General features: G+C 71.7%; 10 protein-coding genes, 1 tRNA gene and 1 pseudogene. 5 read left to right on the top strand and 7 right to left on the bottom strand.

Annotation, left to right across the window (positions count from 1 at the left end; translation table 11 throughout):
* Nucleotide 1 precedes the first annotated feature (1 nt).
* On the bottom strand, nucleotides 2-1,117 hold the full coding sequence (locus ACGIF2_RS12115; protein WP_396046935.1) for an ABC transporter permease: 1,116 nt from the start codon (nucleotides 1,115-1,117) through the stop codon (nucleotides 2-4).
* Nucleotides 1,118-1,148: 31 nt separating this feature from the next.
* Nucleotides 1,149-2,774: pseudogene (locus ACGIF2_RS12120) on the bottom strand (ABC transporter substrate-binding protein); the annotation flags it as partial.
* A gap of 290 nt (nucleotides 2,775-3,064) precedes the next feature.
* On the opposite strand from ACGIF2_RS12120, the gene ACGIF2_RS12125 reads away from it, so the two are divergent.
* The gene (locus tag ACGIF2_RS12125) at nucleotides 3,065-3,505 is read left to right on the top strand and encodes a nitroreductase family deazaflavin-dependent oxidoreductase (RefSeq protein ID WP_396046937.1); all 441 of its coding nucleotides are present in this window, start codon (nucleotides 3,065-3,067) and stop codon (nucleotides 3,503-3,505) included.
* A 47-nt stretch (nucleotides 3,506-3,552) separates the two neighbouring features.
* Nucleotides 3,553-3,825 carry a DUF2277 domain-containing protein gene (locus tag ACGIF2_RS12130; RefSeq protein WP_396046939.1) on the top strand — a complete coding sequence of 91 codons (273 nt, stop codon included), beginning with the start codon at nucleotides 3,553-3,555 and terminating at the stop codon, nucleotides 3,823-3,825.
* A 79-nt stretch (nucleotides 3,826-3,904) separates the two neighbouring features.
* Here ACGIF2_RS12130 and ACGIF2_RS12135 read toward each other — a convergent pair whose 3' ends face one another.
* The gene (locus tag ACGIF2_RS12135) at nucleotides 3,905-6,547 is read right to left on the bottom strand and encodes an LPXTG cell wall anchor domain-containing protein (RefSeq protein WP_396046941.1); all 2,643 of its coding nucleotides are present in this window, start codon (nucleotides 6,545-6,547) and stop codon (nucleotides 3,905-3,907) included.
* A 201-nt stretch (nucleotides 6,548-6,748) separates the two neighbouring features.
* Between ACGIF2_RS12135 and ACGIF2_RS12140 the strand changes: the two genes are divergently transcribed.
* Together ACGIF2_RS12140 and ACGIF2_RS12145 are read left to right on the top strand one after the other, a co-directional pair.
* On the top strand, nucleotides 6,749-7,351 hold the full coding sequence (locus ACGIF2_RS12140; protein WP_396046943.1) for a hypothetical protein: 603 nt from the start codon (nucleotides 6,749-6,751) through the stop codon (nucleotides 7,349-7,351).
* 191 nt (nucleotides 7,352-7,542) lie between these two features.
* On the top strand, nucleotides 7,543-8,730 hold the full coding sequence (locus tag ACGIF2_RS12145) for a GNAT family N-acetyltransferase (RefSeq protein WP_396046945.1): 1,188 nt from the start codon (nucleotides 7,543-7,545) through the stop codon (nucleotides 8,728-8,730).
* Between the two features lie 77 nt (nucleotides 8,731-8,807).
* Here the strand turns inward: ACGIF2_RS12145 and ACGIF2_RS12150 are convergent, their stop codons facing one another.
* Nucleotides 8,808-9,443 carry a TetR/AcrR family transcriptional regulator gene (locus ACGIF2_RS12150; RefSeq protein ID WP_396046947.1) on the bottom strand — a complete coding sequence of 212 codons (636 nt, stop codon included), beginning with the start codon at nucleotides 9,441-9,443 and terminating at the stop codon, nucleotides 8,808-8,810.
* A gap of 88 nt (nucleotides 9,444-9,531) precedes the next feature.
* On the opposite strand from ACGIF2_RS12150, the gene ACGIF2_RS12155 reads away from it, so the two are divergent.
* Entirely contained in the window at nucleotides 9,532-10,485 is a 954-nt protein-coding gene (locus ACGIF2_RS12155; RefSeq protein ID WP_396046949.1) for a zinc-binding dehydrogenase, read from the top strand.
* Nucleotides 10,486-10,540: 55 nt separating this feature from the next.
* On the opposite strand, the gene ACGIF2_RS12160 is transcribed toward ACGIF2_RS12155, so the two are convergent.
* The 3 genes from ACGIF2_RS12160 to ACGIF2_RS12170 all read right to left on the bottom strand — a co-directional run bounded on the left by ACGIF2_RS12160 (nucleotide 10,541) and on the right by ACGIF2_RS12170 (nucleotide 13,804).
* Nucleotides 10,541-10,613: transfer RNA gene (locus ACGIF2_RS12160), tRNA-Lys, on the bottom strand.
* Nucleotides 10,614-11,025: 412 nt separating this feature from the next.
* Nucleotides 11,026-12,003, bottom strand: coding sequence for a hypothetical protein (locus tag ACGIF2_RS12165; RefSeq protein WP_396046951.1), 978 nt, complete (start codon nucleotides 12,001-12,003; stop codon nucleotides 11,026-11,028).
* 121 nt (nucleotides 12,004-12,124) lie between these two features.
* On the bottom strand, nucleotides 12,125-13,804 hold the full coding sequence (locus ACGIF2_RS12170) for a hypothetical protein (RefSeq protein ID WP_396046953.1): 1,680 nt from the start codon (nucleotides 13,802-13,804) through the stop codon (nucleotides 12,125-12,127).
* Nucleotides 13,805-13,937: the final 133 nt, after the last annotated feature.

Here is a 13,937-nt window from a genome sequence, read left to right on the forward strand (position 1 = left end):
GTCAGTACCTGACTCTCGGGTCGACCAGCGCGGCGATCACGTCGACCACGAAGTTCGTCAGCGCGACGATCACGGCGAGCAGCACCACCATGCCCTGCACCGCGACGAAGTCACGGGCGAGCAGGTACTGCACCAGCTGGAAGCCGAGGCCCTTCCACTCGAAGGTCGTCTCCGTCAGCACAGCGCCCGCGAGGAGCATCGCGACCTGCAGGCCGATCACGGTGATGATGGGCACGAGCGCGGGTCGCCACGCGTGCTTGCGCAGCAGCCGCCGCTCGGAGACGCCGCGCGAGCGTGCCGCCTCGACGTAGCCGGTGGCGAGCGTGCCGATCACGTTGGTGCGCACCAGGCGCAGGAACACCCCGGCGGTCAGCAGCCCGAGGGCCAGGGCGGGCAGCACGGCGTGCTCGAGCACGTCCCCGATGACGGCGCCGTCGCCGGTGCTGATCGCGTCGATGAGGTAGATGCCCGTGCCCGCACCTTGCGTCTGGAGCTGGATCTCGGTGCTGGTCGTGGCCCGCCCGGCGACGGGCAGCCAGCCGAGGCCCACCGCGAAGACCAGCTTGAGGAGCATGCCCGCGAAGAACACGGGCGTCGCGTACGCGAGGATCGCCGAGACGCGCAGCACCGCGTCGGGCGTCCGGTCGCGGCGGGCGGCGGCGATGCGGCCCAGCGGGATCCCGACCAGGAACGCGACGACCAGCGCGTACGCCGCGAGCTCGAGCGTCGCCGCGCCGTACGTGGCGATGACCTCGGTCACGGGGCGGTTGTCGGACAGCGTGGTGCCGAAGTCTCCGCGCAGGATGTTGCCGAGGTACTCGACGTACTGCACCAGGATCGGGCGGTCGTAGCCCGCGGCGTGGATGCGTTCCGTGAGCTGGTCCGGGGTGAGCCGTCCGCCGAGCGCGGCGGTGATCGGGTCGCCCGTGGCCCGCATCAGCACGAACACGGTGGTCACGAGGATGAGGACCGTCGGGAAGATCAGCAGGAACCGCACGAGCAGGTAGCGGCCCAGGCCACCTCCTGCCCGTCGTCGGGTGCGGGTGGCGGGCGCGGCATCGGTGCCGAGCGGTCCGGGTGCGGCGTCGGTCGCCGCGTCGGTGGTGGCTGAGGTCATGGCTCCTGCCTGGTTCCGGGAGATGTGCGCGGGCGCCGTACCGGAACTTGAACGACGCGTCGAGCGTGGTGTCGGCGCCGGAGACGTCGGTCCCGACGACGGCGACCTGCGCGCCCTGGAGGTAGGGGACGGTCGACAGGTCGGCCGCGACCAGGTCCTGGATCTTCTCGATGGCCGCGGTGCGCTCAGCGGCGTCCGTGGTGATCGCCTGCTCGAGGATCAGGTCGTTGACCTCCTGGTTCTCGTAGTGGTTCGCCAGGAAGTTGTCGACCAGGAAGAACGGCGTGAGGTAGTTGTCGGCGTCCGAGTAGTCCGGGAACCAGCCGAGCTGGTACGCGGGGTAGACGTCGGAGGTGCGGTCCTTGGAGTACTGCACCCACTCGGTGGTCTGCAGGTCGACAGCGAACAGGCCGCTCTTCTCGAGCTGGTCCTTGATGAGCGCGTACTCGTCGGCCGAGGAGGGGCCGTAGTGGTCGTTCGAGTACTGCAGGCTGAGCTTGACGGGGGTGCTGACGCCCGCGGCCGAGAGCGTCTCCGCCGCCTTGTCCGCGTCGGCCCCGCCGCTGCCGTCGCCGTACAGGCTCTTGAGCGACTCGGTCGCACCCGTCAGGCCCGCCGGGACGTAGGAGTACAGCGGGGTGTAGGTGCCCTTGTAGACCTGCTCGGAGATCGCGTCGCGGTCGATCAGGTCCGCGACGGCCTGCCGCACAGCGAGCGCCTTGGCCGGGTCGGCCTCGCCCGTCGAGGCACCGTAGGGCTGGGTGTTGAAGTTGAAGGTGATGTAGCGGATCTCCCCGCCGGGACCGTCGACGACCTTCACCTTGTCCGAGCCGCGCAGGTCGTCGATGTCCGTCGCCGAGAGCGAGCGGAACGCGACGTCGATGTTGCCCTGCTGGATCTCGAGCTTGAGGTTCGAGGACTCGGCGTAGTACTTCACGTTGACCGCGCCGGTCTTCGCCGCGCCCAGGATGCCCGCGTAGTCGGGGTTGGCCGCGTACGCGATGAGGTCGTTGACCTTGTACGACGTGATCGAGTACTGCCCGGCGAACGCCTTGCCCGCGACGATGTCGTTGTCCGCGGTGACCGCGTCGGCCGCGAAGACCTCCTCGTCGACGATCGGGCCGGCGGGGCTCGAGAGGATCTGCGGGAAGACCTGGTCGTTGCCCGACTTGAGGTGGAAGACGACAGTGGTGTCGTCGACGACCTCGACCTCGTCGAGGTTGTAGAGCAGCGACGAGGGGCCGTTCTCGTCCGCGATCGCGACCTGGCGGTCGAACGTGAACTTGACGTCCGAGGCCGTCAGGTCGTGGCCGTTGGCGAACTTCAGGTCGGGCTTGAGCGTGACCGTGTACTCCGTGGGAGCGGTGAACTCGGCCGACGTGGCGATGTCCGGCTCGACGTCCGACGAGCCGTACGGGCTGTTGAGCAGGAACGGGTAGACCTGGTTCATCACGGCGAAGGAGCCGTTGTCGTACGAGCCGGCCGGGTCGAGCGACGTGATCTTGTCGGTCGTGCCGATCGTGAGCGTGCCGCCGGACGAGCCGCCGTCCGAGGTGGAGTCGTCGGATGCGTTGCCGGCGCAGCCGGCCAGCACGAGAGCGGTGGCTGCGAGTCCTGCGGTCGTCGCCCACAGGCGTCGTGGTGCAGCGGATGCCATCCGGCAACCCCTTCCGTCGGGCCGGGGCGTGGTGTGGGTCACCCCGGCTGGTGATGAGAGCACATGGGTAGCACACCCGCGTGTCGTGAGAAATCACTGTCTTACTGGCACGTAACGTTTCGGTTCCGATGAGGTCTCGATCCGGTGCGCATCGGCGGTTTCATCGGGATCGGGTGACCACTGGTCGGACCCTGCCGGATCGAGGTTCGGGAACGCGCGGCTCCTGGGTCCTCGTCGACGAGCGCGCGGCACCCGTGACAAACGAGGTCGGGACACGGTAGAGAGGGGGTATGCCTCTCACCGGTGAATACGAGCCCAGCCCCACTGAGTGGTCCGCCCGGCAGGTCGAGGAGTACGAGAGCTCGGGCGGCACCCGGGGCACGACGATGCGCGGGATGCCCGTCGTCATCCTCACGACCCGGGGGGCCCGCAGCGGCAAGCTTCGCAAGGCCCCGCTGATGCGCGTCGAGCACGACGGCACGTACGCCGTGGTCGCGTCGCTCGGCGGCGCACCCCAGCACCCCGTCTGGTACCACAACGTCGTGGCCGATCCGCATGTCGAGCTGCAGGACGGCCCGCAGAAGTGGGACATGGTCGCGCGCGAGGTCACGGGCGACGAGAAGGCCCTGTGGTGGCAGCGCGCGGTCGAGGCGTACCCCGACTACGCCGACTACCAGACCAAGACCGACCGCGAGATCCCGGTCTTCGTGCTCGAGCGCATCGAGGACTGATCTGGCCTGATCTGGCGACCGCCGGGGGCCGGCCGTACGTTCGAAGCATGTGCCGGAACATCCACGCCCTCCACAACTTCGAGCCCCGTGCCACGGACGACGAGATCGATGCCGCGGCGCTGCAGTACGTGCGCAAGATCAGCGGGACCAACCGCCCCTCCCGGGCCAACCAGGAGGCGTTCGACCACGCGGTCGCCGAGATCGCGCACGCCACACGCCATCTGCTCGCCGACCTCGTGACCACGGCACCGCCCAAGGACCGCGAGGTCGAGGCCGCCAAGCACCGCGAACGGTCCGCGCGGCGGTTCGCCACGGCCTGAGCGGCCACGGCGGCACCGGCCGGCGCAAGGACGGGGCACCGGTCGACCGACCGGTGCCCCGTCGAACGTTCCGTGCTTGTCAGCCGCGCGCACCCCCGCGTCGGCGCACCGCGAGCGCACCGGCTCCCGCGACGAGCAGACCCGCGCTCAGGGCGAGCAGCCCTGTGACGTCCGAACCCGTGGCCGGCAGCCGCGACGAGCCGACGGACTGCACCACGACACCGGCCATCAGGCTGCGGAGCGAGCCGTCGGGCGCCGTCCCGTTGAGCTGCACGGTGTGGTCGCCGGCCACGACCCCCGCCGGCAGCGTGAACCGCGCGGAGAACGTGCCGTCGGCGCCGACGACTGCCTCGCCGAGCAGGTGAGGTGTGGAGAAGATCCACAGGTCGACCCGGGAGCCCGGCATGAAGCCGGTGCCGAACACCGCCATGCTCCCGCCGACCTGGAGGTCCAGGAACCCGTCGGGGCCGGTGGCCGAGGACGGCGCCCCGTCACCGACGGTGGTCGCGATGCTCATGCCGACACGGCCGCCGAACACCGTCCACAGCCCGCCGGGCGTGGACACCGTGGCCGGTGCCGAACCCCCGTCGTCCCGCACGACCGCCTGGCCGGGCGCGACGTGAGGGAGCACGCTCGAGCCGCCGACGCCCGGCACGAGCACCGGCGCGAGGAGGGCGGTGACCGTCGCGGACGTGGCGGGCCCCTCACCGGCGGCGTTGACCGCCCGCAGCAGCAGCGTGCGGGCCTCACCGTTCGTCAGGCCGCCGACCGCGACCGAACCCACGGGCGCGGTCGTGACCCACGTCGTGCCCCCGTCGACCGAGTGCTGCACGGCCGTCACGGGGGACGGGCCGGTGACGGGCAGGGTGTAGGCCACGGTCACGGAGCGGTTGGCGGCCGTGATCGAGTCGATGTGCACGACACCGGGCGCCGGGATCGCGCTCGCCGCGACCTGGGCGGCACTGCTCGACCCGAACGCGTTCACCGCCCGGACGCGCACCAGCACGTCCTGCCCGGCGGCCAGGCCGGGGAGGGTGGTCGACGTGGTCGCGACGGTGGTGGCCACCGTCCACGTGGCGCCGCCGTCGACCGACAGCTCGACGCCGTAGTCGACGGTCCCGCCGCCGAGCCACGAAGGTTCGACCCACGAGACGCTGGTCGCGCCGAGCAGCGGCGTGGACGTCAGCCCCGTCGGCGTGCCCGGGGCGGACTGTGCGATGTCGACGGTCACGTCGATGGTCGTCGGCGTCGTCAGGGCCCCCGCGGTGACCTGGACGGGGAACGAACGGCTCGCGGTGCGGACGACCGCGTCGACCGCGGCCGGGTCCGGTTCGAACCGGAACCGCCCGGTCGCGGCGTCGATCCGCAGCGTGCCCAGATCCGACACCAGGGCGTGGGTGTACGAGACGCCTCCGACGGCGACCTGCGCGACCCGCGACCCGGTCAGGGTGAACGTCATCGCATCGCCGTCGGCGTCGCTCACCGAGAGGGCGCCCACGACAGGGGCGAACGTCTGGGCGCCTGCGGAGTTGGTCAGCCGGACGGCACCGGGGCCCGACACGGTCGGTGCGTCGTCGACGGCAGCCACCGCGACGTCGACCGTGGCAGCGCGCACGGTGGTGGCCGGACCCACCACGTCCACCGCGACCTGGACCGCCGGGGGCGGGGCGTCGCTGGTCGACGAGTACTGCAGCAGCCGTGCGACGCCCTGCACGACGGAGTCGTCGGCCAGCGGCCGGGAGAGCCGCACGTCGTCGACCAGGAGGACCGATCCGGCAGCCTGCCCGCCGGTCAGGTCGTAGCTGCCGGCCACGAACACGAACCGGTACTCGCCGTCACGCGGCGCGACCCCGCCCGCTGTCGCCCACGGCGTGGGGGAGGAGTCGGTGCCTACCGAGTCGAGCAGCTCGACCTGGGTGCCGTCCGAGGTGTCGAGCAGGTACCCGAGCACGTGGTGGGCGTCTTGGCTCCAATCGGCGCGCCAGTCGAACTGGAGCAGGTCGCCGGCCGTCATGTCGAACGGCGCCGAGTAGATCGCTGGGCCGTGCACGACGCCGAACGGCCACGAGGTGTTCAGGGTCGAGCTCAGGAGGACCGCGGCTGCTCCCTCGCTGGGCTGCCCTGTGGTGACCGCGTAGGTCTCCCAGGGAGCCCCCGCGTCGTCGTCACCCGCGCCCGCCGGGTACGTGGTGGTGTCCTGCGACACGAACCCGGCGATCTCGGTCACGCCCAGGTCGACACGGCCGTTGAGGACCGTCCAGTCGGAAGTCCCCGACTCGAAGCCTCCGTTGGGGACGGTGCCCGCCGTCGCGAACGACACCCGGAGCGGCCGGCCGTCCTTCCCGTCGGACACGGCGTCCACCGTGCCGATCCGCAGCGCCGTCGTGCCGTCGCCCCGCCACACGCCGCTGCCCACGACCGACACCGCCCCCGCGGTGACGTCCGCGGTGGCCGCCGTCGCCAGCTGCAGGCTCTCGGCCGCGGTCCCGCTCAGCACCGAGAACTCGACGGCCCGCGAGTCAGTCGCCGCGGTGAACGTCACCCCCGCGCCGATCGACGTCGGCGGGTCCTGCTCGGTGTAGGACGCCCCCGGGCCGCCGGCGGCCGACGCCCACGAGGTCGGGACCAGCAGCAGGCCCGTCAGCAGCGCGCCGGTCGTCGCGCGCCGGCGTGCCGTGCCCGCGGGGCGCAGGGGAAGGGGAGAGCTCGTCGATGTCGCCACGGAATCCTCGGTCGAGTCGGGGGTTCGGCGGCATCGCCGAGTCGGCTGAGGGTATGGGCCGACCGGCTGACCTGGGACGTTGGTCCCAAAATGGTGCACCATTCGGGGTGCTCCGTCCGGAATAGATCACCCGCTCGGTGGGCCCCGACCCGGGACCAACGCCTGATGACCGCCTGCCGATCGCGTCGATAACGTGACGAGATGGGCGGGCGCGAACCGAGCATCACCGACATCGACCTCGGCCGGACGTGGAAACCCGCCGCGCCCGACGCGGCCCACGTGCGCCTCGTCCTGATCTCCGAGTGCGCGGCCCCCGACCCGCGCGACGACTACGACGGCTCGCCGGACTCGCTGTTCGACACCACGACGCTCGAGGCGTTCGCCGCCGCAGGCCTGCCCGTGACGACCGTGTCCGACCTGACCGCCCTCGGCATCCACCGCACCGTCGCCGTGCGACACCCCAAGACCGCCCCGGGCATCAGCGCGACCACGGTGCGCACCCACGCGCGGGTCCTCGCCGACGAGCTCGCCCAGCTGCCCGACGCTCGCGCCTACCTGCTCATGGGAGACGTCGCGATCGCCGCGATCAACCACATCGCCCGTGAACGGACCGGCCGGCGCGCGGTCCCGGCCGGCTCGACCTACCGGATCCGCGGCGGGGTCTATGAGCTGGACGGGGTGCGCGTGTTCCCGTCGTACCTCCAGGCCGGGCCGGCATGGCGCATCGAGGCGTCGAAGCGGCGCATGATCGCCGAGGACATCGCCGCCGCGTCGGTCGTCGCGGGGATCGCCGCCGCGACCTGACCACGGGTGAGGTCCTCGGTCCGGGCTCATCCTGAAGGTGAAGTTCATGAGCTCCGCGACATGCGGCCGAATCGTGCCCGGCGGGCGGCGAAAGAGGGTAGACAGGGCATCGCGCCCGAATTGTCCCACTTGCCCGCCCGCGACGCCCGACGGAGGACATCGTGCACCTACGGCTCATCCCGCTGTCCCAGGTGACGGAGACCGATGCCCAGGCCTGGCGGCGACTCGCCGACCTGGCGGTCGAGCCCAACGTGTACCTGGACCCACGGTTCCTCATCCCCGCTCACGCGCGTCCGGAGTCCGACGGCATGCAGATCGTCGTGGTGGAAGAGGACGGCGAGTGGCTCGCTGCCCTGGCCGTCACCACCAAGCAGGTGGCGAGCGGGGCCCGCATGCGGGCGGCGACCACGGGCGGGGCGTTCATGACGCCGCACTCCGACCGGCACCACCCGCTCGTGCGGCAGGGGGATGTGGTCGCGGCACTCACGGCGCTGCTGCGGGGGATGACCTCCGTGGGCCTGCCCGGGCTGGTCCAGCTCCAGCGGTTCCCCGCCGAGGGCGTCCTCGCGGAGGCGCTCGCGGAGGCCGTGGACCGGACCCCCATGCTCGTCCACGAGCGGCGTCGGGAGGTCACCGCCTTCGCGCGCCGGGCCAGCCTGCCGGTGCCGGCGGACGACGGACCCGCGACGCCCGACCACCTCGACGCGCGCGGCGGCTCCGTGCCGTCCCCGATCGCCCGTCCCGTGCTGGCCACCGACCACATGGCCACGGACGAGCGGAGGCAGACCCGCCGATGCGTGCGCGGGCTGGAGCGTGCCACGGGCGGCCCGTTGGAGCTGCACAACCGGAGCGCGGATCCCACCGTCGACGAGGAGTTCCTCGACCTGCAGGTGTCGGGATGGAAGGGCGACAGCAGCCGTGGCGGTGCTGCCCTGCGGCTGAACCCGCGGAACGAGCGATGGTTCCGTGAGGTCACGTCCCGGTTCCGGCGCGACGGCGACCTGCTCGTCACCCAGCTCGCGGCGGGCGGCCAGACGCTCTGGATCGGCTACGTCCTGCGATCGGGGGGCGCGTGCTTCGGGCTCCTGGACGCGTACGCCCAGGAGCACGCCAGGTACAGCCCGGGGTCGATCGGCCGCACCGCGGAGATGACACAGGTCTTCAGCGCCACCGACGCGCCGTTCTTCGACCCCGCCTTCGACGCGCGGTACGCCACAGCCGCGCGGATCTTCCCCGACCGGCGCACCCAGGTCGACCTGCTCGTCGCCACCAGCGGGCTGACCGCGCGCACCGTGCTGCGTGCGGTGCCCCTGGCCCGACGGTTGCGAGCCAGCGACGTCAGGCGCCACGTCCCCAGCGTCGGCACCGCGCGGACCTGAGAGGGCGGGGACGCCGATCCGCGCGGGAGGTCCTCAGTCCGGGCTCATGCCGCAGGTCAGGTTCACGACCGCCCCCGTCACAGGGTCGGGTCGGCGATGGTGGACGCGAGGCGGGCCGGCGCGGGCAGCGGCGTGTTCGTCGGCGCGGCGCGGAGCCCCTCGATGGTGAGGGCGGCGAAGCGTCGCGCAGCGTCCGCCCGGGTCGCGATCGGCGCCCTGGCCAACCCCCGGCCGGCGAGCAGGATGAGGTCGAAGTCGTCGAGGGCGAAGTCCGCGCGGAGCATGCCCGCCGACTGGGCGCGGCGTGCGAGCACGGACAGCTCGCCCACCAGCTCGCGTCGGTGCTCCACGAAGTCCGCCTCGCCCGGGTGCTCGGCACGGAACGCGTCCGTGAATCCCTGGTTGCGCGCGTTGAGCACGGTGATGCGCTCGATGACAGCGCAGAGCCCCCGCCACGGGTCGGTGTCGGCGGCGCCTTCCGTCACGATCGTCCGGCAGGCGACGAGCTCGCTCCGGAATGCCGCGAGGACCAGGTCCTGCTTCGAGGGGAACCGCCGGTAGAGGGTCGCCGGCCCCACACCGGCGCGGCGCGCGACCTGCCGGATCGTGACGTCGAGACCCGACTCCGCGAACAGCTCGCGCGCGGCCTCCACGATGCGGTCGCGGTTCTCCTGCGCGTCAGAGCGGAGCCGCTGGGGCACTGTCGGGCTCATCTCTCTCACTCTAGCGAAGTGGACGCCCCCGTCCACTAACGTCGCCCCGGGGCGGCGACACGCCGCGCACGGTGACAAGGAGGACGACATGCGCGCAGTGACCATCCGCTCGTTCGGCGACCCGGACGGCATGGAGGTCGTCGACCTGCCCTCTCCCGAACCGGCGGCAGGCGAGGTCCTGATCCGCACCGAGGCGATCGGCGTCGGCGGCTTGGATGCCGTGATCCGTCGCGGTGCGTTCGGCGGCGGCTTCAGCGAAGGCATGGTCCCGGGCAGCGAGATCGCCGGCGTCGTCACCGCCACGGGATCCGACGTCGACCCGTCGTGGGTGAGCCAGCGAGTGTGGGCGTTCACCGGCACCAGCGGCGGATACGCCGACGAAGCCACCGCCCGCGTCGAGGACGTCGTCGCGCTCCCCGGTGCGCTCTCCTCGATCGATGCCGTGACGCTCGGCACCGCAGGCCCCGTCGCGCACTTCGCGCTCGCCCGCGCGCATCTGGCCGAGGGGGAGACCGTCCTCGTGCGAGGGGCAGCCGGAAGCCTCGGCATCGCGGCCGTCGAGCTCGCCACGCGAGCCGGAGCGGCAGCGGTCGCGGTCACGGCCTCCTCACCCGGACGCGGCGATCGCCTCCGCGCCTACGGCGCCACGCACGTGCTCGACCGCACCGGTCACGGCGTCGCACCCCGCGAGTTCGACGTGATCATCGACATCGTCGCGGGACCGTCGATGCCCAGCTTCATCGAGCGGCTCGCTCCCGACGGCCGGATGGTCGTCCTCGGCATCGTCGGTGGATACCCGCCCGCAGACTTCGGCACAGCTCTGCTCAACGGGTTCCAGCGCTCGCTCACCGTCAGCACCTTCAGTCTCGACACGGTGCCCCAGGCCGACCTCCAGCACGTGCGGACCGAGCTGTTCGCTGCCGCATCCCGCGGTGAGCTCCACGCCGTGGTCCACGACGTCCTTGACCTCGCAGAGGCTGCCGACGCGCACCGGCGAATGGACGCTGGGGAGGTGCTCGGGCGGATCGTGCTGACCCCCTGAGGGTCGTTGCCGAGGCAGAGGCATCACGCCGTGGCGAACTGTGGACGCTTCCAGGTGGGCCCCGTGGGGATCGAACCCACAACCCGCGGATTAAAAGTCCGCTGCTCTGCCGATTGAGCTAGAGGCCCGGGTGATGAGTGGATTAACTCGTGGAACCCACCGGAGAACACCCGTGTCGTTCGCCGGGGCGGTGGGGCCGCCCTGGTGCCGACGGGATCCAAGGTACCGCCTCGTCAGTGGGCCGTTCTGCTCGCGCTGGCGCGCTGATGGCCGTGGGTGGCGGGTCGGTGGAACCCTCCGGATAACTGCGGTGTGGTTCGGGCCGGTGTCCGGTGGCGAGTCTCGTCGCGGTGAGGGGTCGGGGCAGCGTGGCGTGAACCCTTCGGGCGACGCCGGTCGGCGCTGACGGGTCGGTGGAACCCTCCGGATAACTGCTGTGTAGTTCTGGCCGGCGTCTCGACCACGCGAGCGTCCCGTCGGCACGAGGAGGCTCGGTGCCGGCGGGACGCTCGGGTGATGGCCGGAGGCGTGTGCCACGGGTCAGAAGCCGTGGTGGTGTTCGGGTGCGGTCGTCGGCGTGACCTGGGGGACCTGCGCCGCTGTGCCGATGAGCTTCAGGAGTCGGTCATCCTGGTTGTCCGCGTATCCGACCGCGCACAGCGCCGATGCGAGTCCGTGGTGGTCGAGGATGCGGCGGATTCCCCAGTGGTACACGCTGCCTGCGGTCAGGTCGGCGCCGGTGATGCCCAGGGTCTTGAGGAACCGGCCCAGGACCCCGTGCATGGAGCAGGCGGCCTGGTCCGATCCGGGGGTGTTCTTGCGGGGCGCGTATGCCAGCAGCGTGGACTCCAGGCGCTGGAGGTGCAGGGCGAACGTGGCCGTGTGGAACGGCTCGAGCGGGATGGCCCGGGCCTGGAACCCGCGGGTGGGGGCCATCGTGAGCAGCGGGGCGTCGAGGTGCAGGTCGCTCGTGCGCAGGGCGGTAGCCTCGGTGGGCGGGAGGCCCGCGTCTGCGGCGACGTAGGCGGCCGCGTTGCGCCGCTCGGTCGGGTTGCCGGTGCGGAGCAGGTGCAGGGCCTGGATGCGGCACAGCAGGATCTCGTCGTCCTCCAGGGGGCGGCGGGGCAGGTTGGTGCGCATCTTCAAGAGCGGCAGATCCCGGTACGCCGCGCTCGGGTCATGCCGGTGGTTGACGTACGCGGCCGCAGCCAGCGCCGCCAGGGTGTTGCGGGCGGCGTGCAGTTTCGCCGAGTCCGCGTCGGAGTGGAACGCGGTCACGCCCTTGACGCCTGCTGCCGTGCTGATCAGGGAGCTGGACTCTGTCAGGAGGTCCCCGACATCGGTCGCGCCCGCGGCGTGCGCGCTCGAGCGGATGATGTCCAGCCACTGTGCGGTCGTGTCGAGGGCGTGGGCGGGGATGATCGAGTATTCGTCGTGCAGGCGCTGCAAGGCGTCCATGGCCTCGTCGATGGTGAGGGCGGCGGCTGCGCCGAGGCGGGTGATCGTGATGGCGGACATGAGCGGTTCCTTCGTTCGTCGTGGGTGACGAACGGGAAGGTCCGATGTTGCGGCGTGCGCGCAATCCCCGCACGCCCGGGGGCGAACGGGGACTACGCGCATCCGCGGTGGGAAGGCTGTCTCAGCCGCGGCGGGTGGCCATCTCCCTGCCATAGGTGATGGCGTTGTTCAGGACGGCTCCCATCAGGAAGTCCAGGCGCTGGCCGCCCAGCGACAGGCTCATGGCGACGCCGGGGTGGCGCAGGCCCGCTTGGAACCACTGGTTGTAGGACTCCGAGTCGTTGCGACGTCCGAAGACCTCGCCGTAGCCCTCGTGGGCGCGAGCGAGCGGACGCAGCTCGGCGAGGGGGTCCACGCGCGGGGTGCGGCCCGTCGTTCTCTTGGGGTGGAACGTGCCCGCGGGGCGCCACGTGAGCTCGTGGGCGAACGCGCCGCGCTCGCACGGGATCTGCCAGGTGGTGCGGCGGTTCCATGTGCCGCGGTCGAGGTGGGCGGTGGCCTCGGTGCAGACCGGCATCGCCGTCTTCACGAGGTGTTCGCGTTCGATGTCTTCCTCTGCGACGTAGAGCGCGCCGTCGTCCACCACCAGGCGGTGGGCGCACCGCTCGCCGTCCACGGTGTGCTCGGCGGTCTCGATCTCGTGGTGCTGGGAGTAGACGATCTCGTAGGAGTTGCTCTTCGACCGTGGGTAGAGGCACAGGCCGACCGGCAGTGGGACGTCCGAGGTGTAGAGCCGGTCGAGGGCTGCGTCTTGCTCGTACCTCACCAGCTCGGGTGTGACGGCCAGGCCCGCCGCCACGAGGGCGCGCTGCGCGCGCTCGGCCGAAGCCTCCAGCGCGGGCCGCCGGCGAAGGGGGTGATCGGCAGAAGGCACATGCGGGTCTGTCGTGCTGGCGGCCGCGATCTTGTTCACGGCCTGGATGCGAAGCGAGCCCATCAGCCAATCGACGATCCACCCGGTGACGACACCGTCATAGATCACGGTGTGCACCCCACCCTGGGCGCGCTCCTGCACCGCCCGCATGAGGTCGACCGCAGTGAGGGTCTCGGCGCCCAGCGCGTGCCCGGTGGCGAGCATGACCCTGCCGGAGCTGGTCCAGGTGTGCATCGAGACGAAGTTGATGCCCCGCAGATCGGCCTTGCCGTCGATCGTCGTGTCGGTGCGCACGCGCTGGATGCGGGCGGTCGACGCGTCCCGCGCCCGGGAGTCGCGGATCACGACCTCCCCGGTGAGGGGGTGGACCCACTCGCTCGCCCCGCTGAACGGGGCGATCACCGTTCCGTCGCCGTAGATCGCGTGCTTCGGGTCGGGCCGCACCCAGTCCGGCGCGGTGGAGACATCGAAATGGCCCATCCACTTCGCCATCTTGACCGACGCGTCGATGAACGCCTGCTCGAGGACGTCGATGCCGCCGTCCTCGGTCACGCGCCGCTGGAAGGAGGTGATCTGGTCCCGCGTGGGAGGTGTGGGCGGCAGCCGCAGGCCTTCGATCCTGGCCATCAACAGCGCGGAGCACTTCTTCCACGCGAACCGGTCGGCGGCGTTCAACTCACGCACGACCGGCTGGACACCACCGACGGCGCGCGCCGCGGCCAGCACGGCGAGCATGCAGATGTCGGGGTGCTGCGCACGGGCTCCGGCGCGCGTGGGTCGATGTGCGGTCAGTGCGTCGGCGAGGTTGCTCAGACCGGGGAAGGAGAAGCACGCGGTCAGCAGGTCGATGGACGCCTGCTTGGGCCTGGACCCCGCGCGGTGGGACGGGTGGACGGCGGCGCGGGCAGGCCCGGCGGTGATGGTCATGGGGAGCTCCGGATGTCGCGACGAGGAGGACGCTCCGCACGGTTCAGCCCCGGGCGCGCGGCGCAGTGGCCGCACGCAGCACTCGTTCTCCCGAGCCGAGCCGCCCGTTCCACCCCGGTCCGCCGGCGCCGCC

The organism is Cellulomonas sp. P22 (assembly GCF_044392165.1).

Coding starts and splice junctions, on each gene's coding strand:
- ACGIF2_RS12165 (WP_396046951.1), bottom strand. CDS start 12,003: ATGTCCGCCATCACGATCACCCGCCTCGGCGCAGCCGCCGCCCTCACC.
- ACGIF2_RS12140 (WP_396046943.1), top strand. CDS start 6,749: ATGGGCGGGCGCGAACCGAGCATCACCGACATCGACCTCGGCCGGACG.
- ACGIF2_RS12150 (WP_396046947.1), bottom strand. CDS start 9,443: ATGAGCCCGACAGTGCCCCAGCGGCTCCGCTCTGACGCGCAGGAGAAC.
- ACGIF2_RS12115 (WP_396046935.1), bottom strand. CDS start 1,117: ATGACCTCAGCCACCACCGACGCGGCGACCGACGCCGCACCCGGACCG.
- ACGIF2_RS12125 (WP_396046937.1), top strand. CDS start 3,065: ATGCCTCTCACCGGTGAATACGAGCCCAGCCCCACTGAGTGGTCCGCC.
- ACGIF2_RS12170 (WP_396046953.1), bottom strand. CDS start 13,804: ATGACCATCACCGCCGGGCCTGCCCGCGCCGCCGTCCACCCGTCCCAC.
- ACGIF2_RS12130 (WP_396046939.1), top strand. CDS start 3,553: ATGTGCCGGAACATCCACGCCCTCCACAACTTCGAGCCCCGTGCCACG.
- ACGIF2_RS12155 (WP_396046949.1), top strand. CDS start 9,532: ATGCGCGCAGTGACCATCCGCTCGTTCGGCGACCCGGACGGCATGGAG.